This is a genomic window from Xenorhabdus hominickii (assembly GCF_002632725.1).
GTDB classification, from domain to species: domain Bacteria; phylum Pseudomonadota; class Gammaproteobacteria; order Enterobacterales; family Enterobacteriaceae; genus Xenorhabdus; species Xenorhabdus hominickii.
In genome coordinates this window covers 258,222-281,474 of record NZ_NJAI01000005.1, presented here as the reverse complement: position 1 = coordinate 281,474, position 23,253 = coordinate 258,222, and the positions used below count along the sequence as shown (strand labels likewise).

Here is a 23,253-nt window from a genome sequence, read left to right as displayed (position 1 = left end):
ACATGGTTTCAATCATGGAAAGCGTACAGTAATGATAGGCCGCTCAGCGGTCTTTTATTTAATTCTGCAAAGCATCCACATTCGGGTGCTTGATAGAGGTTTAAGTTGGGATTATCAAATGTCATTGTTATCATTGCCTAAAGCAAAAGGAGATAACATGAAAAAATTAGTAGTTATGCTTGCATTAGGGATGGCTAGCTTCGGTGCAATGGCGGTTGATGGGTATAAAGATGCAAAATTTGGCATGGCAGAAGAGGAGTTTCTTTCAAAGAAGTTCTGTCATTTTGAAAAAGTTGATGAAAACTATCTAGCAAAAGAAATGTCAGTTTATTTATGCTCCGATTTCCCAATTGCTAATAAAAAGCGTGAGGCAATGGCAATTTTTTTAAATGGGAAATTTAAAAGATTAGAAATTGATGTTAGCCCATTCACGAAGGCAGCAAGCAAATCGGTAGAAAAAAAGTATGGACAGCCATCATCGTACTCATCAAAAGAAGAATATGAGGACGCGCTAAAAAATGGCGGAGTTATAACTTTCGCTTATGATAATGATACGGTAGCAGTTAATGTATATCTTACGGGCGATAAAGAGTCCAGTCAGTTGGTTTATACGAGTTCAGACTTCAAAGAAAAAACCCAGGGATTAAGAGAATCATTAGATGCATTTAAGTCATACCATGAGCAAATGAGTTTAGATCGTACGAAACTGGAAGAAGATATTTAACTTACTTGAAACGACAACAACCCTCTCTGGAGGGTTTTTTGCTATATGGAGAACAGAACATGACACAAAGTACCCCAACACAGACCTTCACCATTGGTATCAAGTATGACACCGAAGCATTGAACCAACTTGAATCTCAACTGGAGCATATTGCTGAACTGATGGATCGCATTAACGGTCGTCGCTATGACGCAGGTATGACACCGGCAGTAGATGCAGGAGCCAAAGTTGAAATTACTGCCGATAGCTTCAAGATCCGTGATTCAGAAGGGAAGGTGAGAGCAGTCATTAAGCCTCTTGACCTAAAATCGGCTGGCATTGATTCAGCCAAAATAACCAAAGCCAGCCATGGCGATCACCTCCGGCAGCTAGTCCGTGAAGAAATACGCCAGTTCGTTAATCGCGAAAGTCGATGTGGCGGACTGTTCTCAAGATAAGGAAATAAAATGGCTAAACCAGATTGGGAGGCCATCGAATCGGCTTACCGTGAAGCAGGAATGCCTGAGTTGCTATATAGCCATTTTAAGAAAAGCGGAGAGGCGTTTCTTTCTGGCGTAATTAAAGTTTTCCTTGCTAGCTCTAATGCGCACATAAAGCTATTTGATGGACAAGTGGCACCAATAATCCGAGCAGAGTCTGAGTTTCCAATGCCGAGAGGAAGAGTTGATTTCTTCTTAGTGCATGATGATGGTTCTGCTAGCGTCTGTGAGCTGAAAGATGGGCGTAACGGCCTTCAAAGCGTTCTGGCTGGCATCGGTCAGGTGATCTGCTATTCGGTGCAGGTTGGTATGTCCAATTCTGGGCTGAGGCATATCCGTAAGGTTCTGATGTTCTCACGAACTAATTCAATTTCTGATGACGCTCTAATCGTTGAGGCCTGCTTAAAAGCTGGAGTAATACCTGTCCCTATTGGCAGTGAAGATGAACACAAAGAGGCGGCATTTGCCTTCATTGATATACACAGGAAATAAACATGGCACTCACCGACAAACAAGAGATGTTTTGTCGCGAGTACCTCGTTGATTTGAACGCCACACAAGCGGCCATTCGTGCGGGGTACAGCGAGAAGACAGCAAATCGTATTGCGTCCGAAAACCTGTCAAAACCTGATATCCAGTCACGAATCGCAGAACTAAAAGCAGAACGCAATGAAGAGGTTGGAGTTAATGCCACCTATGTATTAAAGCGGCTGGTTGAAATTGACCAAATGGATGTGCTCGATATTCTCACTGATAGTGGAGAACTCAAACCCGTAAAAGACTGGCCCAAAGTATGGCGCACAACCTTATCTGGTCTGGAAGTTGTTGAGACAGGCTCACAAGATACAGCCGCGTTACTCAAGAAGATAAAGTGGCCGGATAAGGTGAAGAATCTGGAGCTTCTCGGCAAGCATATCAGCGTTCAGGCATTCCGTGAGCAGGTCAAAAATGAGCATGATGTTGTCGGAACGCTATCTGAGCTGATGGACGATCTTGCCAAGGGGTAATCATGAAGCCGGAACACCTCGCATTACTGCGCGATAAGCTCTGGAGGCTGAATAATCTCTATTGGATTACGGATAAAGAAGGGAAGACTATCCGGTTTAAGATGACACCGGAACAGTTAGAGTATTTTGAAGGAATGCACACCCGCAATATCATTCTGAAAGCACGACAGCTTGGTTTCACGACTGAGGTGTGCATTATTCAGCTTGACGCAGCGCTATTTGAGTCAGCTAAGTGCGCCCTGATAGCCCACACGTTAAACGATGCTAAGCGCCTGTTCCGTGAGAAGGTCAAATATGCCTACGACCGATTACCGGATGAGATTAAGGCCGCCAACCCTGCTAGTAACGATGCATCTGGGGAGCTAGTCTTTCGCAAGGGCGGTTCACTGTATGTATCAACCTCGTTTCGTGGTGGCACGCTGCGCTATCTGCATGTGTCGGAGTTCGGGAAAATTTGTGCCAAGTTCCCCGACAAAGCCAGAGAAATTGTCACCGGGGCATTTGAAGCGGTATCAACGGACTGTTTCACCACGATTGAAAGTACAGCAGAAGGGCGAGCGGGATACTTCTTTGATTACTGTCAGACGGCAGAGAAAGCGCAGATGCAGGGTAAGCAATTATCTAACCTCGACTGGAAGTTTTTCTTTTTCTCGTGGTGGAAGAATCCGCTCTATGCCATTGACCCGGTGGAACCAATACCGCAGCGCCTACGTGATTATTTCGCAGAGCTGCAAGGTAAGCACGGTATCACACTGACTGAACGTCAAAAGGCTTGGTATTTCGCCAAAGAAAAGACGCTCGGCGATGACATGAAGCGGGAATACCCGTCGATCCCCTCTGAGGCATTCCAGCAATCAGTAGAAGGCGCTTACTACGCCAAGCAATTCCGCTGGCTGTATGAAAACAAACGCATTGGCAAATTACCGGATAACTCACATCTGCCCGTTCATACCTTCTGGGATATTGGGGTGGGTGATTCAACGTCTATCTGGTTCGTGCGTGAAGTCGGAGAAGAGTTCCACATCATCGACTACTACGAGAACTCTGGCGAAGGCTTGCGGCACTACATGAAGGTGTTGAAGGACAAAGGCTATATCTACGGTGATCATTGGGGGCCACATGATATCGATAACCGTGAGTTTGGATCTGATGCTAAGTCTCGACGAGAACTGGCGCGTGAAGGGTACGAAATCGACGGTCAGAAATACTCAATGATATTCAAGGTTGTGCCAAAGGTTGGTGTGGATACTGGCATAGAATCGGTGCGTGAAATCCTGTCCAATTGCGTATTTGATGAAGAGAAATGCAGTGAGGGGATATCTCATCTGGAAAGCTACCGTAAAGAATGGGATGACAAGCGCGGTTGCTGGAAAGATAAGCCACTTCATGACTTCACATCACATGGTGCTGATGGCTTCCGTTATTTTGCGGTGAGCAGAAGTAATATCAGGCGGTTCACCAAGAAAATCAATTTCAACTGGAACTGACATGAACACAAACGTTGATTACAAGCATCCGGCGTACAACGAATTTCTGCTAGAGTGGAACATGATCGGCGATTGTGTTGATGGCGAAAGGGTGGTCAAAAGCCGGAAAGAAAAATATTTACCCCACCCAGCGGATAAGAAAGAGAAAGACGATCCACACAATGAGCGATATAAACGCTATTTACTTCGGGCGTCGTTCATTAACGCCACAGGACGAACATTGCTAGGGTTGTTAGGTATTGCCTTTAATAAACCCGTCAAAATTGATATTGCGGGTGGTGTTGAGTATTTGGAAACGGATATAGACGGCGAAGGCCAACCACTAACCCAAATGATACGCGATTCACTTTCTCAAGTGTTGCAGCGTGGACGTGCGGGTTTGTTGACTGACTTCTCAGGTGCGGGCATTCAATCAGAGGCTGAAAAAGGCCGTCCGTACATCCGGTTATTTACGGCAAAGCAAATCATCAACTGGCGTGTAACGAACGGTAAAACGTCATTAGTGGTTGTTCATTTTCAAGAGCCAAAAGAGTCCGATAATTTTGAGTTGCAGATGATTGATTGTTGGATTGAGTTGCGACTGATTGACGGTGAGGCCTATTCGCGCAACTGGTATCAGGACGGTAACTTAATTGCCGACGATTGGGTTGAATTGACAGACGCCAGTGGTAAACCGTTGCCTGAGCTGCCGTGGTCATGGATTGGCTCAATGAATAATGACCACACGCCGGATGCGCCACCGTTAGCTGACATTGCTTATGTGAATATTAAACACTATCAGGCTGAGGCTGACATCGCGGAATCAGCGCACACAGTCGGGCAGCCGATGGTTGCGTTAACAGGTCTCAATGAGGAGTGGGCGGATAAGTATTTCTCTGATGGATTTACCGTTGGCTCGCGCAGTGGTGTTCTTCTGCCTCCAAATGGCGATATGAAATTTGCACAGCCGGAAGAACGCAATATTCAGATAACTGTAGCGGAACGACGGGAAAAGCAAATGGCAATGCTGGGCGCGAAACTGATAGAACGTGGTACATCAGCACGAACAGCAACACAGGCACAAAACGAGGCGCAAACAGATAACTCTATCTTGTCATTGTGTGCCGGTAACATAGAGCAGGCATTTAACCGAGCATTGCAATTCTGCATCCAGTTTGCAGGTGCAGGTGAAGCGACAATTGAGCTGAATAAAACGTATGACATTGCACAACTTGATTCTGCGTCTATTTCGGTTCTGTTATCCGCTGTCCAATCGGGTGAGATGCGCAAAGTTGATTTCATTCGATATTTGCAAAGCATCAATATTGTTCCTCAAGATGAGCGACCAGAGGACATTGAAGATCAGTTAAGAAACAAAGAACCTGAAATGCTGGAGTAATATGAAATCCATCAATGAAATGATAATGGATGAGTTGATTGCTCACGCCTTATTTTCCGGCCGGTATGGCGCCGGAGTTGCCCGTAAAATGGTGAAGGCGCTGAATGCATTTGATGCTGAACTCACAGCCTCCTTAATTGTCGCGCTGGATGATGCAAGCATTGACACTGACAGTTTCACAGCGAGGCGTTTAGAGTCATTGCTTTATAGCGCCAAAATGATAAACAAAAATGCCGTTGAAAGTGCATTTTTTGTGTTGTCCCGTGAAATGTTAGAGCATGTCCGCTATGAGATTGGCTACTATCCGTCACTATTTGACTCCCTATTACCTGATGCCATCCTGAGGCAATACCCACTGGTGGGTGCTACAGAAGAAATGTTGTATTCATCGGTGATGGCGCGTCCGTTTCAAGGAAAATTGCTATCAGAGTGGGCTGACGGTCTGGAAAAAGACCGCATGGTTCGTATTAGTAATACGGTTCGTAATGGTTATCTGAACGGTGATAGTGCGGTTGATATTGGTCGAAAGATTAGAGGTCATGCCAATCAAGGGTATAAAGACGGTGCTTTGCAAATGAGTCGGGCTAATGCGACCACTATCGCTAAAACAGCCGTCAGTCATTTACAAGCAGTAGCGAGAGATCAATTCGCAGAAGCCAATAAAGATATTCTTGATTGTAAACGCTGGGTGTCAACACTGGATAACAAAACGTCCAATGACTGCATTATCCGTGATGGGCTTAAGTACACTCTGAGTGGCAAACCTATTGGCCACAAAGTCCCTTACCTGCAAGGCCCCGGTAAAATTCATTTTAATTGTCGCTCAATGGAAACGCTGGTGGTGAAATCATGGCGTGAACTCGGCATTGATATTGATGAAATGGGTGACGGCACACGAGCCTCAATGGATGGCCAGGTGCCAGAGAATACAACCTTCATTGAGTGGATACAGAGACAATCAGAATGGAGACAGAAGCAAGTGTTTGGTGAGACGCGTTTCCGGCTGATGAAAGAAGGCGGCATGCACCCTTCGCAATTCTACACAGATAAAGGTGAGTTTATTTCACTGGATAAACTCAAGCAGATTGACGAACAAGCATTCAGAGAAGCTGGTTATGAATAATCGGCTCACACAATTCACAAGGTCGCTGAGGCGGCCTTTTTTATTGTCCGCAGTCGGTGACTGCACCATCAAAACCCGAGGTTTACGATGTTTAAATTTGCACTAACGAAAGAAGAATTTGACGCACTGACTGATGAACAGAAAGCCATGTACAAAGAAAACAACGGCAAGTATCAGTTGCAGATTGAAGGGATGCCAGAAATTCCCGATGTTTCCGGTCTGCAAAGGAAAGTCGATGAATTGCTTTCTGAGAAGAAGTCAGAACAAGAGAAGCGCCGTCAAGCGGAAGAAGCAGCAAAAAAAGCCGCCGAAGAACAAGCCCGTAAAAACGGGGATATTGAATCGCTGGAAAAAAGCTGGTCTGAAAAGCTCACTGCCCGTGAAAAAGAGCTGCTAACCCAACTCGAAGATAAAGACAGCAATCTGCGCACGCTGCTGGTGGATAACGTGGCTCAGTCTCTGGCAGCTAAACTGGCGGGAGACAGTGCTCAGTTACTTATGCCGCATATCAAATCACGGCTAATCGTTGAAGAAGGCAAGACGCGCGTCATAGATGCAGAAGGTAAGCCGTCAGCATTAACCATCGACGATTTGGAAAAAGAATTCCGTAGCAACAAGTTATTTGCGCCTGTTGTTATCGGTAGCAAGGCGACTGGAACTGCCGGAGACGGTCAGTCACGCTCCACGGTCACCAGAAGCGGCGGTAAAACTTGGCACGATTATACGGAAGCAGAGCGCATCCGTTTATTTGATGAAGATCCTGAGGAATTTAAACGCCTCCAAAAAACTCAGTAATGTAAGGAAAAGATATAATGGCAACAACCCGTTTATCCGACATTTTTCGTGGTGATTATTATCAAGCAATCGCACCACTGAATAGCCCAGAAAAGACCGCCGTATTTGAGTCAGGCATTATCACTCGTCTGCCTCAGTTAGACACCATCGCATCTGATAGTCAGGGTACGGCAACGATTAACTACTGGAATGACTTAGACGCGAACGAAGCGCCTAATGCGACCTCAGATGATCCTGACCAAATTGGTCAGGTAGGGAAAGCCTCTCAATCCAGCCTGAAATCTCGCGTACTGTTCCTGAACAAGGGCTATGGCGTTGCTGATTTGGCGGCAGAATTAGCAAACAGTGAACCGATGGCTCATATCCGTAACCGCTTTGGCACTTACTGGACTCGTCAGTGGCAGCGCTACCTGATCGGTACGGCGCGCGGGGTTATTGGCAGCAACATTGCGAAAAATGATAGCGACATGGTGATTCAAGGTGGAGATGAAATCTCGGCTAATAATCTGATTGACGCTGCGTTTACCGCAGGTGACGCAGCCGACACATTCAGCGCTATTGGTGTCCACTCTGTCGTTATGAAACAGATGGCGACTAAGAACCTGATTGAAACCATCCGTGACTCAGAAGGTCGTATTATCTTGCAAACCTATCTGGGCAAGCCTCTTTTTATGGATGACAGCCTGAAATATGAAGATGGGCGTTATCTCACTGTTTTCTTTGGTGGTGGAGCATTCGGCTATGGTAGCGGGAATCCACATACTCCGGTTGAGCTGGACCGCAAAGCATCTGGCGGTAACGGCGGAGGTGCCGAGGTGTTGTGGGAGCGCAAGACGTTTATCCTGCAACCTGCGGGATTTAGCTGGTTGGGAGAGGAAGACCCAAACAAAACACCATCAACAACGGACATTGCCCAAGCGGGTAATTGGGTGCGGAAATTTGACCGCAAAAACGTACCGTTTGCCGCAGTGTTGAGTGGTAAGGCTGTCGCTGGTAGCAAAGGAACAAAGGGCAGCGAGTAATCAATAGGGGCATTAGGCCCCTTTTTTATTTGAGGTGAGCATGATTGATTCAGATAAAAACTCGCCAGCATTCAATAGTTACGCCAGTGTGGATGATTTAAAGCAATTTGCCATGCAGCGAGGTTATTCATTGCCTGATGATAGCGTTCTGTCGCCTCTCTTGTTTCAGGCGATGGACTATTTGTCCACTAAGCAGTGGAAAGGGCGAAAAGCTAATGCAGATCAACCGATGGCATTCCCCCGCAAGGGAATTTATGTCGATGGTGAGCCAGTCCCTGAAAATATAATCCCAAAGCAGATAATTAATGCCCAATGTCGGTTAGCTATTGATTCATTGGATTATGACCTCACGCCTACTGTTGGTGGTGAGGTGATTTCAGAATCTGTCAGTGGTGCGGTATCCGTGACTTATGCAGGAGGAACTAACTCTGGCAAGCCGAATATTTCTTGGTTAAATGGCGCATTAAATGGCTTTTTGGCTGGCAATGGCACGTCATTTAAGGTTTTTCGGGGGTAATTATGGTTGCATTCTATCCGCGTATGAAAAACACATCTTCTCGGCTGCTTAAGAAATTCGGTACTCCGTTCACTGTAAAACGAGAGGGGAAGCACTGGGTTGATGATAATGGAATGGAGCACCATGAACCTGAAACGAGATTTAAAGTCATTGGCGTAAGAGCGAAATACAACCCCCATGAAGTAGATGGCGCCCTCATATTAGCCAATGACGTTAAATTGATTTTTTCGGCTGAGATAGCCATTGAAAAAGGTGATTTAGTGCAGGTTGATGGGCACTGGCTGAGAGTGCTAGAACCTAATCCAGTAAAACCCGCCGATATCGTGCTTTGTTATCAATCTCAGTTGAGGGGCTAATATGTCAGATCCGTTTATGGCCTCCATTGATGCGTTTGTGAATAAAGCCAAAGGCAATATTGAAATAGCATCAAGGGGAGTGTTTACCAAAATATTGTCACGATTAGTCATTATGTCTCCCGTTGGCAACCCTGAATTATGGAAGGCTAACAAAACAGCAAGTGAATACAATCAGGCCGTGCATAACTGGAATGAGCAGCAACAGTCAGATCCCAAAAACCTGACTCCTAAAAGGCGACAGCTAAAAAAACGCGCTCGCTCACACGATTCCATGGAAATCAAAGCGCCACCGGGATACACAGGTGGTCGATTCCGGGGCAATTGGCAAGTGACCTTTGATGACATTCCCACCGAAGAGACAGGACGTATTGATAAAAGCGGCAATATGACTAAATCGGTCGGTGATTTGGTTATTGGGCAATTCAAGGTTGGGGTGAAAGCCGTCTATTTCTCAAACGTAGTGCCTTATGCCTATCGCCTTGAAATGGGACATTCGAAACAAGCACCAAGTGGTATGGTCGCTGTGACAGCACAAGAGTTTCAGAAGTTCTTTAGCGAGGCTGTTGTGGAGACAGGATCATGAATCAATCAACGATAAATGAGACCATTCGCTCTCACATTGCTAAGTTTGCCAAACAAGAAGGACTGAAAGTGGCGTGGCCTAACATGCCATTCAATGACATTAATGACCCGTACCTGCAACTGCATATTATGCCAGCGACGACACAAAACATTGGGTTGTCGTTGGATATGCCTATATTCCGTGGTGTGATTCAGGTGAATGTGGTGGGTAAATCCGGTTCAGGTGATTCACCGTTGACGGGGATTGCTGACCGATTATCCGAATATCTATCAAACGGCCTTTCATGGACTGACTGCCTTTATCTCAATGATGAGCCGAGTATCTTCCCTGCCATACAGGATGGTGCTAACTACACCATACCCATACGAACAGCCTATCGATGTGACACAATTCGATAATACAGCCGCTGAGAGCGGTTTTTTTATGCATAAAAGAGGTTAATGATGGCCTATAACATTCCTAACGGCTCCCGTGTTTATATTGCAAATAAGTATGGGGAAGAAGTTAAGTTCTCCGCAGCATCCAATGCAGAAGAGGTGGTGCTGGCGGTTGAATCAGCCACTGGCATTACTAAAGGTGACATTGTTCATGTCAGTTCTGGTTGGAAGAAAGCATCCGGTGCTTATCGCGTAAAAATGACAGCAGAGAAAAGTATCACACTGGAAGGTCTTGATACGACGGATAAGAATACATTCCCTATTGGTGGCGGCGCGGGTTCATTGAAAAAAGTGCTGGCATGGGAAGTGATGCCGCAAGTCATGACACTTTCCACCGAAGGTGGCGATCAGCAGACGCAGGAAGTTCAATTCTTGGAAGATGAGCAGGCGGAAACCATCGATACCTACAAAAACGGGGTTGTTCAGGTTTACACATTCGCTCATGACGCCAAACTGCCTATCCGTAAGTTGCTCATGAAACTGGATGACAGCAAGCAAATTACCGCAATCCGTTTCTATAACAAGCGTGCAGCAGAAGACCGCTATTACACCGCTTCCGTGTCGTTCCAGCGTGTCCCTAACACAGCAATGAATGAAGTGGAAAACGTTACTGCCCGCTTCTCTCTCAAATCTGAAATGCAGATTTATACCAACGCAGAATAATCACCGCCCCGTCACGGGGCTTTCTTTTGAGGATTTTTTAAATGGCTAAGTTTACGCTTGTTCCTAACCCAAAATTCAAAGCAGATGTTCAGATCCCCGTTGCAGGGCAAGAAAAACCCGAGGTTGTGACTTTCACGTTCAATCACAAGCCGATCAGCGAACTGGATAAAATGCGGGAAATGCCGGCTCAGGAGTTCTTTGAAAAAATTGTTGCTGATTGGGCAATAGAAGAACCCTACAACGCCGAAAACTTACAACTGTTGCTGGATAACTATCCGTCAGCGACAACAGCAATCACGACTACCTATTATAACGAGTTATTGGGTAATCGCGAAAAAAACTGATCGCGGTCGCTGAATCATTGTATGGAGGAATAAGTGCAAAAGATGCCGCTGATTTTGAGCGAGCCTTTGGCTTTATCCCAGAAGAATATGATATTGAGGTGTGGCCTGATGTATGGGATTCGTATCTGACCTTTAACGCAATGCGAACACAATGGCGTGTTGGCATGAATGGCGCGACGGGTCTGGACTACTCCCCGCTGAATCAGGTCATGGATTATCTCAACATCAAAGACAGAGCGACCGTTTTTAATGATATTCGGGTGATGGAAGTTAAGGCGCTCGAATTGATGCATAAGAAGTGAGAAAGGTAACGCAATGAAAAAGTTACTCAAAGGATATCCATTCATGCGTGTGCCTCTTTTCGAGTCTGGCGATATTGTGTTTTGCCACTCTTGGCAGCAATGGGAAGTATTACATGCACGTCTGGATATTTACAGTGGTGAAGAGGGTTCGAACGGTATGAGTCGTACCGTGAGTAGTGAAAGTGGTGTTCTGCATATTATTGGCGTATTCAATGACAAAAACTCGACATTAGCTCATGAATGCGCCCATGTTGCTTTCGATATCTGTCATCGTGTTGGTGTGAATGTGAGTACAGGTGAGGCAAATGAGACATTTTGCTACCTGATAAGCAGATTGGTTGAGTTTTGCGAGAAGCCTATCAAAAAGCCGGAGTGACCCGGCTTAGTTTTACTTACCGCTTGCTATTGGGAGTTCTTTTATCAAGTTCCCAAGTGTTACCGGATTTAGATGTTGGTGGCAATTTTTCGTTATCCCTTACAGTGGCGAAATTATCAGTTTTGCCGCCACGAGGACCTACTTCACGATAGATACCGCCATCCTTACCAGTATTTTCTCCGGGCTTCTTACCCATAATGATCTCCATATTGTTCACTCGATATTGAGCCAGTTAAATATTGGCTCGGTTTTAAATTAAGTCAAATTAAAAGACTCAGGGATGAAATCCATTTATCCCGAAGTCGCATATAAACCTCCCCAGTGGAGGTTTTTTCATTTCTGGCGCTGTCACGGGCGTAAAACCAAGAGTCTTGAGGGATACGAGTCTGAGGGTGGGCGATGGTTGTCATCGTACCGTCTTGGGTCGCTCATTCCTGCGTGAACAGACTCTATCACCTGAAGGTATCTTACGATGATTAAAATAATTCCCATGGAATATGACAAGCAATTGTTTCCGTTTAACAATGATTGTTGGGTGAACGCTACTTTCGCTGCTCAACATTTTGGCAAGAGAACACTCGATTGGTTGAGGCTGGACTCAACAAAAGAGTACGCAAAAGAAATTGGCGAAGAAATTGATATTGAAGCAATAAATTCTAAAGGTGAGATTTCTCACCTTTTAGTTGATGTGAGAAAAGGGCGTCATGGTGGCACTTGGATTCATCCTGAGCTAGTGATTGAATTTGCTCGCTGGTTGTCCCCTAAGTTTGCCAGAGCGTGTGACCGTCATATCAAAAACATGCTGGTGGCTCAGAACCTGACCTTGACAGAAGAGCAGGTGATTGGGTTGCTGACCTATCAAGAGCCAACAACATGGGAAAAGCGCTTCCAAGAGCCGTACTATCAAGCGCTATCCAAAATGACCAGTCTTCCCTATTTCGGTCATGTTGGTGGGAGTCCTGCATTATTTGGGCAAATCACTGCGAAATGGGTTTATAGCGTTGCTTTACCTGTTTGTGTCTATGAGTCAGCCAAGGAATCAGCAAAGAATAGCGGTGAAAAAATCCATCAATTTCTAAAAGATAAAGCACTACGCTCCATTGAAGCTCAAATGATTGCTGTTACCAACATTGCAAATAGCTGTGTCGATTACAAAGATTTCGAAGCCAGATGCATGACGGCATTCAACATAAAAGGCCAGATGAAGTTAATTTATCCACAAGTTGCATAACCTCCTTCGGGAGGTTTTTTTATGTCCGAAGGAAACAAAAATGACTGATGTAGCAACTATCTCATTAAAGGTTAACACCTCTGACCTTGAGAGGGGTGAGCAGAAATTAAACTCATTTAAAGATGCTGCTGATAAGGCCAGTAGTTCCACCAATAAATTTACCAGCCAGTCAGACAATCAAGCAGCGGCTTCTGCTGCAATGGCTAAAGAAATTGATAGGGTACACAGAAGTATTGCTGAGTTGGCAGCAAAGGAACAAAGAGCGACGGCTACTTCAAGAACCCTTGCAGCAGAGCAAGATAAAGTAGCAGAGGCGTTTTTTAAACAGATTGATGCCATTAAGCGCAATGCCACTGCGACAGAACAATTAACCAAGATTCAGGCGGAAGCCAGAAAAGCCAGACAGTCAGAGAAGCTAGACCTTGAGTCCTATCGCAACATTCTTTCTGACATTATCGGCAAAAAGAAACAAATGGCAGAGGCTGATGCTAAACAGGGCGCAGCAGGTCAGGCGTTTCTTGCCAGATTAAAAGATCAGCTTGCAACGCAGAATCTCAGCCGTAATGAATTATTGAAGCACAGGGCAGCACAGCTAGGTGTTAGCTCTGCGGCAGAGATTTACATTAACAAGCTAAAAGAAACGAGCAAGGAAACTGGCAACTTAAGCGGAAAAAATAAATCGGTTATTAATGGACTGAAAAACATTGCCAGCTCAATGGGGATGGGGGTGATATTGCGTGGTGGAATTTGGGGGGCAGTAATTACAGGAATAGGAAGTATTGCCAAGGTCGCTTATGAAGCAGAGCAAGAATTTACTCAATTCAATAAGCAACTTATTTTGACAGGTAATTACGCCAATAAAACCGCCGGGCAACTCAACGAAATGGCTCGTGTTATGGCAGGGAGTGGCATTACTCGGTCTGAAATGGCTGCGTCTATTGCCAGTGTGGTTGGTACAGGGCTATTCAGAGATAATGAAATATCTCGCGTCGCTAAAGCAGCGGCGCAGATGAATTACATTACTGGTCAGGCGGTTGATACGACAATCAATCAATTTAAACGGTTGCAGGACGAACCGCTAAAAATGTCGCTGGAACTGGAAAAGGCCAATCACCATCTTACCGCTGCACAGTTAGAGCAAATCCGCACCTTGGAACTGCAAGGCAATAAAACGCAAGCGGCTAGAGTAGCCATCGATGCGTATGCGCAGTCTATCAACGATGGTGCAAACGATATAGCTCAAAATCTGGGGTATCTTGAATCTGCATGGCTGGGAGTACAAAATGCTGCTAAATGGGCTTGGGATTCTATGCTCAATAAAGGCAGAAAAAACACGCTAGATGAACAAATACGCGAAAAAGAAGAGTTACTTAAAAACCTTAGTAATCTATTCATCACTCCACAGTATAGGATTGACGGACTGAAAAAAGAGATAGAGGCTCTTAAAGAAGAAAAGTTTCAAGTTGATATCAAAAATGCACGGGAGCAGTCTAAAAAGAACGCCGAGCAGATAGAGATTGAAAATTTTAAGATTCGCCAATATTACCATGATAAATATGCAAGTCGGGAAACTAGGCGTAACGAGGAACTGGCAAAACTGGAAGCCAGAAAATACGCACTAACTAAGGAGCAGTACGAAGAAGCTAAGAAGCAGATCAACTATGTGCATCGTGACCGCAAAATGCCCGGTACTGGGAGGAAAACTCCTAAAGAGCCTAAATTTAAAGTTGATGCAGGGACTCGTGCTGATGAAACTGCAAATCAAGCGTTATTATCTTTACAATCACAGCTAAGAGTCCTTAAAGAGCATAAGACAGTCAGTGACGTGATTAGCTCTGAGCGTAAAAAGTTGTGGGATATGGAATCCAAGATTGCCATTCTGGAAGAGGCTCAAGGCAAACGTAAATTGACAGAGGGAGAAAAGTCACTTCTCCTGCAAAAAGACACTATTCTTGAATCTCAGCGTGCTTTAGCAATAGTCGGCGATGAAGTTGAATTGCAAAAGAAAAAAAACGCAGAATTGGATAAGCAACATAAGCGAATTGAAGAAATTAATGCACGAACAAGAGCTATGATTGAGAGTGCTGGTAAATCTGATCGAGTCTATCAGCAGGAAATAGCTTTAGAGAAAGCCAAAACGCCAGAAGAAAAAGATGCGTTAACGAAGCATTTCGAAAAAGAAGAGGCGTTGAGAGGCAACTGGGAAAAAGGCATTCAAAAAGGTTTTGCTGAGTTCCAAGATCAAGCCACCAACACCTACGGCAATGTTGCACAAATCTCCCAAGCAGCCTTTGCGGGTATGAGTAATAGCTTGTCTGATTTTCTTCTCACTGGTAAGGCTAACTTTGGTGACTTCACCAAATCCATACTTGGAATGATCACCAAAATGCTCATGCAAATGGCTATGCTGCAAGCCATGAAAGCGGCATTTGGTGGTACTTCATTCGGAGCAGCTCTTGGATTTGCTGGAGGAGGTTACACCGGAAATGGTGGCAAATACGAGCCTAAAGGTGTGGTTCATGGTGGTGAGTTCGTGTTCACCAAAGAGTCAACTCAGCGTTTAGGTGTCGATAACCTCTATCGGCTAATGGATAGCGCCAAACGTGGCTATGCTTCCGGTGGTCATGTTGGTGGCTCTCAGCCAATGACAGTAAATACTCCGACACCAAGGATGTACGGGATGCAACCTACGCCCGCTGGTGGAGTTCAGGTCAATCTTGGCGGCATTCATGTAGAAAACCAGCAACAGCAATCTACCGCTTCAAATATCGATGCACGGGCAGCAGAGCTATCACTGACGAAGAAAATAAGGTCTGTGTTAGTTCAAGAAAGCCGTGATGGTGGTGATTTGTATAAGATCATCAGAGCGGTTAGTGGTAGACGGTAGAAATTATTAACCAACAGCCACCAATTCGGTGGCTTTTTTGTGAGAAATAATTATGATTAGTGATGATCAACCAAGAAGTCATGAACATAAGTTGCCAGCCACTCAAGAGCTTCATACTCTTTCGCACGCATCCAAAGAGAAACTTTCTCATACTTGGGGGAGTCATAAACTACTAGACTTGAATATTCCCAACGAAGCGCGTTTTTGGCGTAGTCTACTGGACTACCGGGAGCGATCCAAGGCAAATCAAGACTAGATAAATACCTATAAAAATTATTATCTAGATTTCGTATGACAGTATAGTCAGCAGGAATTTTATCTGGTCTATATGAAAAATCGATATACCCACTATGGTTATCATTTAAGATGCCAAAATCACAACCAAATGTCATGTATGTTTGGTTTTTTGCGTTAATATTTAGTAAGATTTTTTTCATAAAAGGATAGTCTTGGATTTCATGAATTTCATCAATTCGATGCGGTTCTTTTGTTAGGTCTATACCCCCATTATTAATGCCATCTTCACGAATATTTGTTTTATATGGAAATTTTGTAAATTTCTCATTGTATTTATCTCTATCCATCTCACATCTCCCCGAAGTTAATCAGCCATCCCTTCGGTTGGTTGCTTTGGGCTGAGATGTAACCATAAAGCAAATGAGAATATATGCTTATGTGTAGATCACATTACGACTTGTAACTGTCCATTTTGCTTCATTTTGCACCATACTTTGATTAAGATTCATGTATCTGATTAAAGTGGGGGGAAAAGATGAAGATAATAAGTTTTCTAATGCTATTTTTGGTAAGTTTTAGCTCTTTTGCTGGCTGGAAGTACGAGGAAAGCCTCGATAAGATGCGAGGGAAAACTATTAATTATGCAACCTTACATAGTAAAAAAAATGATAACGGAATAAAAATAGCACTACTAGCGACTAGCATTAATAATAAAAATACGGACTCTATAAAAATTATTATCGGCGGCGATGAGGCGGATTGTGGTATAGAGGAGTTTTGTATTGGGTATATAAAATATGATGATGGGCGAGTCAACGAATTGCCGTTCATCATATTAGGAAAGAACAAAAGAATTATAAATGTTGTTGAGTATCATGCTGTTACAGACTCTCTTAGACTCTCACAGAGTGTTTTTATTGAAATTCCATTAAAATCAAAAGGTGCAACTCAGTTTGAGCTTTACCCTCATGGATTAAGGTTTGCTGGATATCAAGATAATGTTGAATTTATCAATATTATTGGCGGTGTAGATTTCAAGCAGCCATATAGCTCCATTTATGCCAAGGCCAAAGATAATAAGCCAAGGATAGATGGTGCAGTATGCTCAAATGTTGATAAATCCGACTATTCATTAATGGGAGTAAAAGCCAATGTTGAGATGTGCTTTTACAATGAGCGTTTAGTAATGGCAAGTTTTTCATTACCCAAAAGCAATAAGCTGAGGAATAAATTAATTTCTGCCATTAATAAAAATAGAGGTACATCCGAAGAAGCAATGAATGGACATGCGTTGTGGTTGTCCGATGATTTTTCTTCCATATCAACTATATTCATGTTTCAAGATAATAAAAACATAGAGATTAAGATGATTTATCAACCAAATAGCAACTTTATCCCTGCCGTAGATGAAAAATTATGAGAGAGCCGTTTTAGCATAAATAAGATTAATTAAATGAGGATGGTAGGGATGAAAAGCTTTGGAATATTCCTTCTGGTCATCGGTATTCTTGCTGTTTTTGCATCATTTAATATGGATGTGAGTGTAGCAACTGGATATGGTGGAAGGGTTAATAATATCGGGTTGGTGGCTCAAAGAGAAAATCTCTTGTTGATTAGCTGCTTTGTCGTTTTGTGTGGTTTGTTGTTGGCTATCTTTGGAGGAAAGAAAACTCTTAATGGTGATAGTAAAAACAATCAAATAAAGTGTCCATTTTGTGCAGAACAGATCAACGTTGAAGCGCTCAAATGCAAGCATTGCGGTAGTGATTTGGCTAAAGGAAGTACTACTGTGGAAGTTGCAGGAAAATCTGTTAATACAGAGGAACTTCTTATAAAGAAAAAAGACGGCTTCATGATAAATGATGATGGAGTGAAAAAGTTAGTTGAATCATTTTTTATTCAATCACCAGATTCAACGAACGTGTATCAAGACTTTGAAGATGAGATCTCCACAATAAAGCGTACTCTACCTAGTGAAGTTCATGAGACATTTATCAGAAAAATAAAGTATTGGAATAATGAATTAGCAGATAATAACAACAGATAATATATCCTGTTGGGCTTTAAATTCGGTGATTTTATAACCAATTAATGCTAAGATTGAGATAGATAATCATTCATTAACTCAGAATACAAAGGGGTAATACATGGGAGTGGTTATAACAAGACTTGAAGCGTTTGTTGTAAATGTTATCCATGCTGACATGTGGATCGCTGAGTGTGATGAGCTTGGATTGGTTACAGAAGCTAAGACTTACGATGAGCTGACAGAGAAAGTTTGGGAAATTGCGCCTGAACTTTATGAGATTAATGGCCTAGGCGACCATTCTGAGGTTATCCGTATTAAGTTTGTCCAAGAGTAATCATCTGATTCAAGGGTGGCTCTCTGATGGGTTCTGGCTTATATCCGCAGCTAAAAGAAATTTTATTGGCATATGGCTGTTACTTTGTAAGACAAGGAAAAGGCAGCCATGAAATATGGCGTAGCGACATCACCAGCAAAGCATTCAGCGTGCCATATACAATAGTCTCTAAACATACCGCCAATGCAATACTGAGACAGGCGGGTATTAAAGAAGAAATTTAAAATTTCCCTGCTAACAATAGAACAGCCCCATCACGGGGCTTTTTTGTTGAGTAGTTGCTCAAGCATGGAGTGCTACAGTTTTGTTTTTTAATTCAGATGTAAGGTTGTTATTTTTTATTCGGTATGACGATAAGAAAGCCATCAGGATCCAACACGCTTTCTGGTACTTCATAGCCAAGATCTTTTAGCGAGTCGAATGTTAGTTTTAACACAGAGTCAAACTCATCGTCATCAAGAGCATCTAATTGTAAATCCTCAAGAGAGATAGAGAATTGAGTATGTCCAATGCGGATTTTTTTGTTTATCTCATTAAATGTTCTTTTGAGGATAATGCCTGATAATTCTTCTTTTGCCTTGTTTGCAATTTGAACAGCATCTTTGGCTGGAATTAGCTTTTCTGTAGGTAACTCGTTTAAAAAACTAACATCCAGCCTCTGTACGATTTCTGCATTCATAGAACGAGAGTTCGCTTTTGCTGTTTCCTCTATTTTTTCTTTTAATTCAATGGGAAGCCTGATGCGTAATTGCGGGTCTTCTCTGCTCATAATGAATTCCAGTTGTGATCAAATAACTAATTTTGAAATTATGCCCCACCGTGGGGTTGACTTCAATGACGCACGGTGTGACAATTAGGTTATGCCTCACGGTGTGACAATCAAAGGAGAAAGATAAAAATGCAAAAAGCAAAAGACATGTACCAGCGCAAGATTCGGTTCCCTGAGGAAGTTTGTAAGGCCATCGAGGAGAATGGAGAGAAAGAAAGTCGGAAATTCAATACTGAAGTTATTTATCAGTTAAAAAAGGCGTATGGATTGATAGAGAAGATGCAATATGAGGCCTAATAAAGTCGAAACCCCAACTGTTGGAGCAGTTGAGGCTTCTAATTTGTCAGTAACGTTCGAAGAAACTAACGCGTCAACCCATAACAGAGAGTGACAATATGAATAATGTAGCAAATAAAAATCTTCCTGTCATTGCAGGTGTAGAAATCACTACCGACTCAGAAGGCCGTTTTAACCTGAATGCCTTGCATAAGGCGAGTGGTACAGGCGCAAGCAAATCACCGGGGCAATGGCTCAGAACAAAGCAAGCAAGTGATTTAGTGCTAGAACTTGAAGTTAAGTTATTGAAAGATAATCAGTATGTGAATATGCATAGTGGTCAAAAATCAATCATCACTATTTTGGGTGGCACGAATCCCGGCACATTTGCTCACGAACTTCTCGCTGTTTCATATGCAGGATGGATAAGCCCATCATTCCAATTACAGGTCAACCAGACTTTCATTGACTACCGTTCTGGTAAGTTAGCGCCAGTATCACCTGAGAAAAGCAAATCAGGTTTACCTGAATATCGCCGCGCCAGAACGTTGAAGATGTCGGTTGATGCGATCTCCAACCTGTTTGACATGATGCCAAACCTGAGCGATGAAGCAAAACAATGTGCAGCCGCTAATATTGTTAACCCAATAGTCGGCTTTGAAGCCGTTCCTCTTCCTGTGCTGGAAGAAAAGTATTATACGGCTGGTGAAGTAGGAAAAATGCTGGATGTATCAGCAAACAAAATCGGACGGGTTGCCAATGAGCACAATCTCAAAAATAAACAACACGGCAAGGTCTTTCTGGACAAGTCCGCTCACTCAGATAAGCAGGTCGAAGCTTTCCGTTACAACGAGAACGGCATCAAGGCGCTCAGACATCTGATTCACGGTGTAGAAGTAGCTTAAGGATTTGAAGGCCACGGATGGCTGGAAGGGATAGTTAAATTATCAGCGCTATTGAGTCAATGCAACCGATTAACTCGTTATAAATTTGATTTACGAGGCGCTTCCCAAATTCACAAAGGTTATCTTTACAAAAAGTGACAATAACGTAATAAATAGTATCAATCTGAAACGGCGAAGCCCCAACTGGTGGAACAGTCAGGGCTTCTTATAAAACGTCTAATACCTGCTGAGGAAAATAGACATGTTAAGTATACCAGTAAATGAATTAACTAAAAGTTCTAATTCTGTACAAAGTATGACCGCTATCATACATAACGGTATTCCGGTAATCACCACTGAGTTATTATCTCAATTGTATGAAACAAATGTTAACAACATTAAAGTTAACCATTCTCGAAATGCTGAAAGGTTCATTGAGGGAAAACACTACTTTAAGTTAACCGGTTCAATATTAAAGGAATTTAAGCACAAGGTTACTCAAAGTAACTTTGTTAAAATTGCTCAAAATGTGCGCCACTTAACCTTATGGACAGAGCGCGGAGCAGCCCGCCACGCTAAGATGTTGGATACTGACAAAGCATGGGATGTCTTCGAGAAGTTGGAGGATTTTTATTTCAACCAGAAAGAAGCTGAGCCAGTTGCACTGAAAACCACAACTCAAGACCGCACCCCTCTTCGCGGACTGGTTAATGTTCTCATGGGTAAATATGGAGTCAGTAACAAAAAACTGTTCCAAATGGTTCATCATGAGTTTGGGGTTAACAGTATAAATGAGTTAACCAATGACCAGCTTCCCTCTGCGATAGAGTATCTAGCGACTAAAGCGATTGAAGGTGAGTTCTTGGGTAAAGAAGAGCTACCATCACCTCAACCTGCAAAAATGGACTTGTCGCTTGAGCTAAATAACATTGGAGTGATTTATAGTCGTCTCAGCAAAATGGCCGACATATGGGAAGAATCGATATCACCAGCACTAAAGTTAGTGAATTCACCAATAGCTTCACGGTTCTACACTTACTTATGGGATGCTGCTGGGACAACCTATTCGACGAAGTGTGCAATTGAAGGAAGGCTAAGAAGTTACTGAACTAACCCCAAGCCACGGATGGCTTTAAATATCTAACAAGCCCGCCTTTGAGCGGGTTTTTTTACATCCAAATCCTAGCCGCCTAGTGCGGTTTTTTTACGTCTAAATCCAATGCTGCTTAACTGCGGTTTTTCTTTTTATAGGTACTCATATGGCTATCGAAGAATTTAAATGGCGAACTCAAATTCAAGATTCTCCCAGTGGTGAATTTAAACACCGAGTTAAATCAATTGAGTTTGGTGATGGTTACAAACAGGTTGTCAGTGATGGGATTAATTCCGAAACACAATCATGGCCGTACTCTTATTTAGGAGCAAAAGAAGAAGTAACGCCAATCTTTCAGTTTATCCGTAATCACACAGCAAAATCATTTATCTGGAGACCTCCATTTGGTGAAAAAGGATTATATCGAGTCAAATCCGACTCAATAACCATGACTCCAATGGCGGGAGGCATCATGAAAATATCAGCAACTTTTGAACAGGCATTCAGCGCATGACTATCAATGCAGATCTCCAGCGCCTTGAGCCGGGGAGCAAAATTCTATTATTTTCGGTTGATGGCTCGGCCTTTGGGGGGCCGGAGCTGTATTTTCATAATCACACTATTCCGTACGCAGAAACGGAACTGGAAAACCTAGACAACCTGCCGATGAAGTCTATTTGGTGGCAGGGAGTGGAGTATAAGCCGTGGCCGGTGAAGATTGAGGGATTAGAAGTTAATGGTGATGGCAGGGCGGCATCTCCTACACTCAGTGTCGCTAATTTGGACGGCACTATCAGTGCCCTGTGTCTGGCTTATCAAAATATGGCTCAGGCACGTGTCACTATCCGCATGACCTTTGCGCACTATCTGGATGCCCGTAATTTTCCCGAGGGGAATCCCGAAGCCGATCCTACGCAGGAGAAAATCGACGTCTTCTACATTGACAGTAAAACCCATGAAGATAATGAAAGCATCCAGTTCTCGCTGTCTTCGCCGGCCGATTTACAGGGCATTCAAATTCCCACCCGGCAAATCCACAGCCTGTGTACGTGGTGTATTCGTGGGTTATATCGCAAGTCGCCGTGTGGTTACACAGGCACTCAGTATTTTGATATTGAGGGTAATCCGACCGATGACCCGTCAAAAGATGCCTGTTCTGGGTTGTTTTCAACGGGGTGTGAACCGCGTTTCGGGAAAGGCAATCAGTCGCCATTTGGTGGCTTCCCCGGCTCTGCATTGTTAAGGCGGTGAGATGGATATACTGCGAAAATCGATGGTGAATGCGATCATGACTCATGCCGAAACCGAATACCCCAATGAATGCTGTGGTTTGGTGATTCAAAACAGTCGCAGACAGGAATATATCCGCTGCCGCAATGCCGCCCCCTCACCCACCGAGCAATTTTGCCTCCATCCCGAAGATTACGCTAAAGCCGAAGATGCGGGGACTATTGTTGCCATCGTCCACAGTCACCCGGACGCCACGACACAGCCCAGCCAACTGGATATCGCACAATGTGACCTGTCACAAATCCCGTGGGTCATTGCTTCATGGCCGGAGGGTGATATTCGAACCATTATGCCGACCGAGGGAGTTAAACCACTGTTGGGCCGCCCGTTCGTGCACGGCATTTGGGATTGTTATGCCATCGTCCGTGACTGGTATCGACTGGAACGCAATATTGAGATCCCCAATTTTGCACGCTCAGAGGGCTGGTGGAACCGGGGTGAAAACCTGTACATGAAAAACTATGCTGAGGCTGGATTTACCGAGTGTAGCGGTGAATTGCAGGTGGGCGATGTGATCATTATGCAAGTACAAGCCAATGAACCCAATCATGCCGGGGTGTATATCGGTGACGGGTTGATGCTACACCATCTGTACGGGCAGCTCAGCAATCAGGTGCCTTATGATGGGTA

General features: G+C 43.8%; 32 protein-coding genes. 29 read left to right on the top strand and 3 right to left on the bottom strand.

The annotated features are described in order from the left end of the window. From Xhom_RS16230 to Xhom_RS16150, 17 genes are all read left to right on the top strand, one after another. On the top strand, window positions 1-724 hold a 724-nt coding region (locus Xhom_RS16230; RefSeq protein WP_211287897.1), incomplete at its 5' end, for a hypothetical protein. 59 nt (window positions 725-783) lie between these two features. Continuing rightward, window positions 784-1,161 (top strand): hypothetical protein, encoded by a 378-nt coding sequence (locus tag Xhom_RS16225; protein WP_069315921.1) that lies wholly within the window; start codon window positions 784-786, stop codon window positions 1,159-1,161. Between the two features lie 9 nt (window positions 1,162-1,170). Further along, window positions 1,171-1,695: a hypothetical protein gene (locus Xhom_RS16220; RefSeq protein WP_069315920.1), complete on the top strand. Its 525-nt coding sequence runs from the start codon at window positions 1,171-1,173 to the stop codon at window positions 1,693-1,695. A 2-nt stretch (window positions 1,696-1,697) separates the two neighbouring features. After that, window positions 1,698-2,210 (top strand): terminase small subunit, encoded by a 513-nt coding sequence (locus tag Xhom_RS16215; RefSeq protein ID WP_069315919.1) that lies wholly within the window; start codon window positions 1,698-1,700, stop codon window positions 2,208-2,210. Between the two features lie 2 nt (window positions 2,211-2,212). Further along, window positions 2,213-3,697 carry a terminase gene (locus Xhom_RS16210; protein WP_069315918.1) on the top strand — a complete coding sequence of 495 codons (1,485 nt, stop codon included), beginning with the start codon at window positions 2,213-2,215 and terminating at the stop codon, window positions 3,695-3,697. A 1-nt stretch (window position 3,698) separates the two neighbouring features. Further along, window positions 3,699-5,075 carry a DUF4055 domain-containing protein gene (locus Xhom_RS16205; protein WP_069315917.1) on the top strand — a complete coding sequence of 459 codons (1,377 nt, stop codon included), beginning with the start codon at window positions 3,699-3,701 and terminating at the stop codon, window positions 5,073-5,075. A gap of 1 nt (window position 5,076) precedes the next feature. Continuing rightward, entirely contained in the window at window positions 5,077-6,198 is a 1,122-nt protein-coding gene (locus Xhom_RS16200; RefSeq protein ID WP_069315916.1) for a phage minor head protein, read from the top strand. Between the two features lie 87 nt (window positions 6,199-6,285). Continuing rightward, window positions 6,286-6,993 (top strand): hypothetical protein, encoded by a 708-nt coding sequence (locus Xhom_RS16195; RefSeq protein WP_069315915.1) that lies wholly within the window; start codon window positions 6,286-6,288, stop codon window positions 6,991-6,993. A 17-nt stretch (window positions 6,994-7,010) separates the two neighbouring features. Beyond that, window positions 7,011-8,015 (top strand): phage coat protein, encoded by a 1,005-nt coding sequence (locus tag Xhom_RS16190; protein ID WP_069315914.1) that lies wholly within the window; start codon window positions 7,011-7,013, stop codon window positions 8,013-8,015. 40 nt (window positions 8,016-8,055) lie between these two features. Next, entirely contained in the window at window positions 8,056-8,532 is a 477-nt protein-coding gene (locus Xhom_RS16185) for a DnaT-like ssDNA-binding protein (protein WP_069315913.1), read from the top strand. Between the two features lie 2 nt (window positions 8,533-8,534). Further along, entirely contained in the window at window positions 8,535-8,888 is a 354-nt protein-coding gene (locus tag Xhom_RS16180; RefSeq protein ID WP_069315912.1) for a hypothetical protein, read from the top strand. A gap of 1 nt (window position 8,889) precedes the next feature. Next, window positions 8,890-9,471, top strand: coding sequence for a hypothetical protein (locus tag Xhom_RS16175; RefSeq protein WP_069315911.1), 582 nt, complete (start codon window positions 8,890-8,892; stop codon window positions 9,469-9,471). Next, on the top strand, window positions 9,468-9,869 hold the full coding sequence (locus tag Xhom_RS16170) for a phage tail terminator-like protein (RefSeq protein ID WP_069315910.1): 402 nt from the start codon (window positions 9,468-9,470) through the stop codon (window positions 9,867-9,869). Before Xhom_RS16175 ends, Xhom_RS16170 begins: the two co-directional genes overlap by 4 nt. A gap of 42 nt (window positions 9,870-9,911) precedes the next feature. After that, on the top strand, window positions 9,912-10,571 hold the full coding sequence (locus Xhom_RS16165; protein WP_232326297.1) for a phage tail protein: 660 nt from the start codon (window positions 9,912-9,914) through the stop codon (window positions 10,569-10,571). Window positions 10,572-10,612: 41 nt separating this feature from the next. Beyond that, window positions 10,613-10,915: a phage tail assembly chaperone gene (locus Xhom_RS16160; protein WP_069315908.1), complete on the top strand. Its 303-nt coding sequence runs from the start codon at window positions 10,613-10,615 to the stop codon at window positions 10,913-10,915. Window positions 10,916-10,932: 17 nt separating this feature from the next. Further along, window positions 10,933-11,217, top strand: coding sequence for a DUF1799 domain-containing protein (locus Xhom_RS16155; protein ID WP_069315907.1), 285 nt, complete (start codon window positions 10,933-10,935; stop codon window positions 11,215-11,217). Window positions 11,218-11,230: 13 nt separating this feature from the next. Beyond that, window positions 11,231-11,593 (top strand): hypothetical protein, encoded by a 363-nt coding sequence (locus Xhom_RS16150; protein ID WP_069315906.1) that lies wholly within the window; start codon window positions 11,231-11,233, stop codon window positions 11,591-11,593. A 16-nt stretch (window positions 11,594-11,609) separates the two neighbouring features. Here the strand turns inward: Xhom_RS16150 and Xhom_RS16145 are convergent, their stop codons facing one another. After that, window positions 11,610-11,789, bottom strand: a complete 180-nt coding sequence (locus tag Xhom_RS16145) for a hypothetical protein (RefSeq protein ID WP_069315905.1) — start codon at window positions 11,787-11,789, stop codon at window positions 11,610-11,612. Window positions 11,790-12,065: 276 nt separating this feature from the next. Between Xhom_RS16145 and Xhom_RS16140 the strand changes: the two genes are divergently transcribed. Together Xhom_RS16140 and Xhom_RS16135 are read left to right on the top strand one after the other, a co-directional pair. Continuing rightward, a complete protein-coding gene (locus Xhom_RS16140; protein ID WP_069315904.1) occupies window positions 12,066-12,824 on the top strand; it encodes a KilA-N domain-containing protein in 759 nt (252 codons plus the stop codon). 40 nt (window positions 12,825-12,864) lie between these two features. Next, entirely contained in the window at window positions 12,865-15,711 is a 2,847-nt protein-coding gene (locus Xhom_RS16135) for a phage tail tape measure protein (RefSeq protein WP_069315903.1), read from the top strand. A 56-nt stretch (window positions 15,712-15,767) separates the two neighbouring features. Here the strand turns inward: Xhom_RS16135 and Xhom_RS16130 are convergent, their stop codons facing one another. Continuing rightward, entirely contained in the window at window positions 15,768-16,295 is a 528-nt protein-coding gene (locus tag Xhom_RS16130; protein ID WP_069315902.1) for a hypothetical protein, read from the bottom strand. A gap of 188 nt (window positions 16,296-16,483) precedes the next feature. On the opposite strand from Xhom_RS16130, the gene Xhom_RS16125 reads away from it, so the two are divergent. From Xhom_RS16125 to Xhom_RS16110, 4 genes are all read left to right on the top strand, one after another. After that, the gene (locus tag Xhom_RS16125) at window positions 16,484-17,368 is read left to right on the top strand and encodes a hypothetical protein (RefSeq protein WP_069315901.1); all 885 of its coding nucleotides are present in this window, start codon (window positions 16,484-16,486) and stop codon (window positions 17,366-17,368) included. A gap of 48 nt (window positions 17,369-17,416) precedes the next feature. Next, entirely contained in the window at window positions 17,417-17,995 is a 579-nt protein-coding gene (locus Xhom_RS16120; protein ID WP_069315900.1) for a hypothetical protein, read from the top strand. 100 nt (window positions 17,996-18,095) lie between these two features. Then, window positions 18,096-18,311 carry a DUF1902 domain-containing protein gene (locus Xhom_RS16115; protein ID WP_069315899.1) on the top strand — a complete coding sequence of 72 codons (216 nt, stop codon included), beginning with the start codon at window positions 18,096-18,098 and terminating at the stop codon, window positions 18,309-18,311. 26 nt (window positions 18,312-18,337) lie between these two features. Next, a complete protein-coding gene (locus Xhom_RS16110; RefSeq protein ID WP_069315898.1) occupies window positions 18,338-18,535 on the top strand; it encodes a type II toxin-antitoxin system HicA family toxin in 198 nt (65 codons plus the stop codon). 107 nt (window positions 18,536-18,642) lie between these two features. On the opposite strand, the gene Xhom_RS16105 is transcribed toward Xhom_RS16110, so the two are convergent. Further along, window positions 18,643-19,080, bottom strand: a complete 438-nt coding sequence (locus Xhom_RS16105) for an Arc family DNA-binding protein (RefSeq protein WP_069315897.1) — start codon at window positions 19,078-19,080, stop codon at window positions 18,643-18,645. A 129-nt stretch (window positions 19,081-19,209) separates the two neighbouring features. On the opposite strand from Xhom_RS16105, the gene Xhom_RS16100 reads away from it, so the two are divergent. The 6 genes from Xhom_RS16100 to Xhom_RS16075 form a co-directional block, all read left to right on the top strand. Continuing rightward, window positions 19,210-19,377 carry an Arc family DNA binding domain-containing protein gene (locus tag Xhom_RS16100; protein ID WP_069315896.1) on the top strand — a complete coding sequence of 56 codons (168 nt, stop codon included), beginning with the start codon at window positions 19,210-19,212 and terminating at the stop codon, window positions 19,375-19,377. 98 nt (window positions 19,378-19,475) lie between these two features. Beyond that, window positions 19,476-20,261, top strand: coding sequence for a KilA-N domain-containing protein (locus tag Xhom_RS16095; protein WP_084023049.1), 786 nt, complete (start codon window positions 19,476-19,478; stop codon window positions 20,259-20,261). Between the two features lie 241 nt (window positions 20,262-20,502). Further along, window positions 20,503-21,348, top strand: a complete 846-nt coding sequence (locus Xhom_RS16090; RefSeq protein WP_084023047.1) for an ORF6N domain-containing protein — start codon at window positions 20,503-20,505, stop codon at window positions 21,346-21,348. A 151-nt stretch (window positions 21,349-21,499) separates the two neighbouring features. Then, window positions 21,500-21,847: a phage tail protein gene (locus Xhom_RS16085; protein ID WP_069315895.1), complete on the top strand. Its 348-nt coding sequence runs from the start codon at window positions 21,500-21,502 to the stop codon at window positions 21,845-21,847. After that, entirely contained in the window at window positions 21,844-22,584 is a 741-nt protein-coding gene (locus Xhom_RS16080; RefSeq protein ID WP_069315894.1) for a phage minor tail protein L, read from the top strand. The genes Xhom_RS16085 and Xhom_RS16080 overlap by 4 nt, the downstream gene beginning before the upstream one ends. 1 nt (window position 22,585) lies before the next feature. Next, a partial coding sequence (locus Xhom_RS16075) for a C40 family peptidase (RefSeq protein WP_211287896.1) occupies window positions 22,586-23,253 on the top strand: 668 nt, incomplete at its 3' end.

Excerpts from the sequence above, each read along its gene's own strand:
- Xhom_RS16225 (WP_069315921.1), top strand. The coding sequence starts at position 784 with ATGACACAAAGTACCCCAACACAGACCTTCACCATTGGTATCAAGTAT.
- Xhom_RS16220 (WP_069315920.1), top strand. The coding sequence starts at position 1,171 with ATGGCTAAACCAGATTGGGAGGCCATCGAATCGGCTTACCGTGAAGCA.
- Xhom_RS16215 (WP_069315919.1), top strand. The coding sequence starts at position 1,698 with ATGGCACTCACCGACAAACAAGAGATGTTTTGTCGCGAGTACCTCGTT.
- Xhom_RS16210 (WP_069315918.1), top strand. The coding sequence starts at position 2,213 with ATGAAGCCGGAACACCTCGCATTACTGCGCGATAAGCTCTGGAGGCTG.
- Xhom_RS16205 (WP_069315917.1), top strand. The coding sequence starts at position 3,699 with ATGAACACAAACGTTGATTACAAGCATCCGGCGTACAACGAATTTCTG.
- Xhom_RS16200 (WP_069315916.1), top strand. The coding sequence starts at position 5,077 with ATGAAATCCATCAATGAAATGATAATGGATGAGTTGATTGCTCACGCC.
- Xhom_RS16195 (WP_069315915.1), top strand. The coding sequence starts at position 6,286 with ATGTTTAAATTTGCACTAACGAAAGAAGAATTTGACGCACTGACTGAT.
- Xhom_RS16190 (WP_069315914.1), top strand. The coding sequence starts at position 7,011 with ATGGCAACAACCCGTTTATCCGACATTTTTCGTGGTGATTATTATCAA.
- Xhom_RS16185 (WP_069315913.1), top strand. The coding sequence starts at position 8,056 with ATGATTGATTCAGATAAAAACTCGCCAGCATTCAATAGTTACGCCAGT.
- Xhom_RS16180 (WP_069315912.1), top strand. The coding sequence starts at position 8,535 with ATGGTTGCATTCTATCCGCGTATGAAAAACACATCTTCTCGGCTGCTT.
- Xhom_RS16175 (WP_069315911.1), top strand. The coding sequence starts at position 8,890 with ATGTCAGATCCGTTTATGGCCTCCATTGATGCGTTTGTGAATAAAGCC.
- Xhom_RS16170 (WP_069315910.1), top strand. The coding sequence starts at position 9,468 with ATGAATCAATCAACGATAAATGAGACCATTCGCTCTCACATTGCTAAG.
- Xhom_RS16165 (WP_232326297.1), top strand. The coding sequence starts at position 9,912 with ATGATGGCCTATAACATTCCTAACGGCTCCCGTGTTTATATTGCAAAT.
- Xhom_RS16160 (WP_069315908.1), top strand. The coding sequence starts at position 10,613 with ATGGCTAAGTTTACGCTTGTTCCTAACCCAAAATTCAAAGCAGATGTT.
- Xhom_RS16150 (WP_069315906.1), top strand. The coding sequence starts at position 11,231 with ATGAAAAAGTTACTCAAAGGATATCCATTCATGCGTGTGCCTCTTTTC.
- Xhom_RS16145 (WP_069315905.1), bottom strand. The coding sequence starts at position 11,789 with ATGGGTAAGAAGCCCGGAGAAAATACTGGTAAGGATGGCGGTATCTAT.
- Xhom_RS16140 (WP_069315904.1), top strand. The coding sequence starts at position 12,066 with ATGATTAAAATAATTCCCATGGAATATGACAAGCAATTGTTTCCGTTT.
- Xhom_RS16135 (WP_069315903.1), top strand. The coding sequence starts at position 12,865 with ATGACTGATGTAGCAACTATCTCATTAAAGGTTAACACCTCTGACCTT.
- Xhom_RS16130 (WP_069315902.1), bottom strand. The coding sequence starts at position 16,295 with ATGGATAGAGATAAATACAATGAGAAATTTACAAAATTTCCATATAAA.
- Xhom_RS16125 (WP_069315901.1), top strand. The coding sequence starts at position 16,484 with ATGAAGATAATAAGTTTTCTAATGCTATTTTTGGTAAGTTTTAGCTCT.
- Xhom_RS16120 (WP_069315900.1), top strand. The coding sequence starts at position 17,417 with ATGAAAAGCTTTGGAATATTCCTTCTGGTCATCGGTATTCTTGCTGTT.
- Xhom_RS16115 (WP_069315899.1), top strand. The coding sequence starts at position 18,096 with ATGGGAGTGGTTATAACAAGACTTGAAGCGTTTGTTGTAAATGTTATC.
- Xhom_RS16110 (WP_069315898.1), top strand. The coding sequence starts at position 18,338 with ATGGGTTCTGGCTTATATCCGCAGCTAAAAGAAATTTTATTGGCATAT.
- Xhom_RS16105 (WP_069315897.1), bottom strand. The coding sequence starts at position 19,080 with ATGAGCAGAGAAGACCCGCAATTACGCATCAGGCTTCCCATTGAATTA.
- Xhom_RS16100 (WP_069315896.1), top strand. The coding sequence starts at position 19,210 with ATGCAAAAAGCAAAAGACATGTACCAGCGCAAGATTCGGTTCCCTGAG.
- Xhom_RS16095 (WP_084023049.1), top strand. The coding sequence starts at position 19,476 with ATGAATAATGTAGCAAATAAAAATCTTCCTGTCATTGCAGGTGTAGAA.
- Xhom_RS16090 (WP_084023047.1), top strand. The coding sequence starts at position 20,503 with ATGTTAAGTATACCAGTAAATGAATTAACTAAAAGTTCTAATTCTGTA.
- Xhom_RS16085 (WP_069315895.1), top strand. The coding sequence starts at position 21,500 with ATGGCTATCGAAGAATTTAAATGGCGAACTCAAATTCAAGATTCTCCC.
- Xhom_RS16080 (WP_069315894.1), top strand. The coding sequence starts at position 21,844 with ATGACTATCAATGCAGATCTCCAGCGCCTTGAGCCGGGGAGCAAAATT.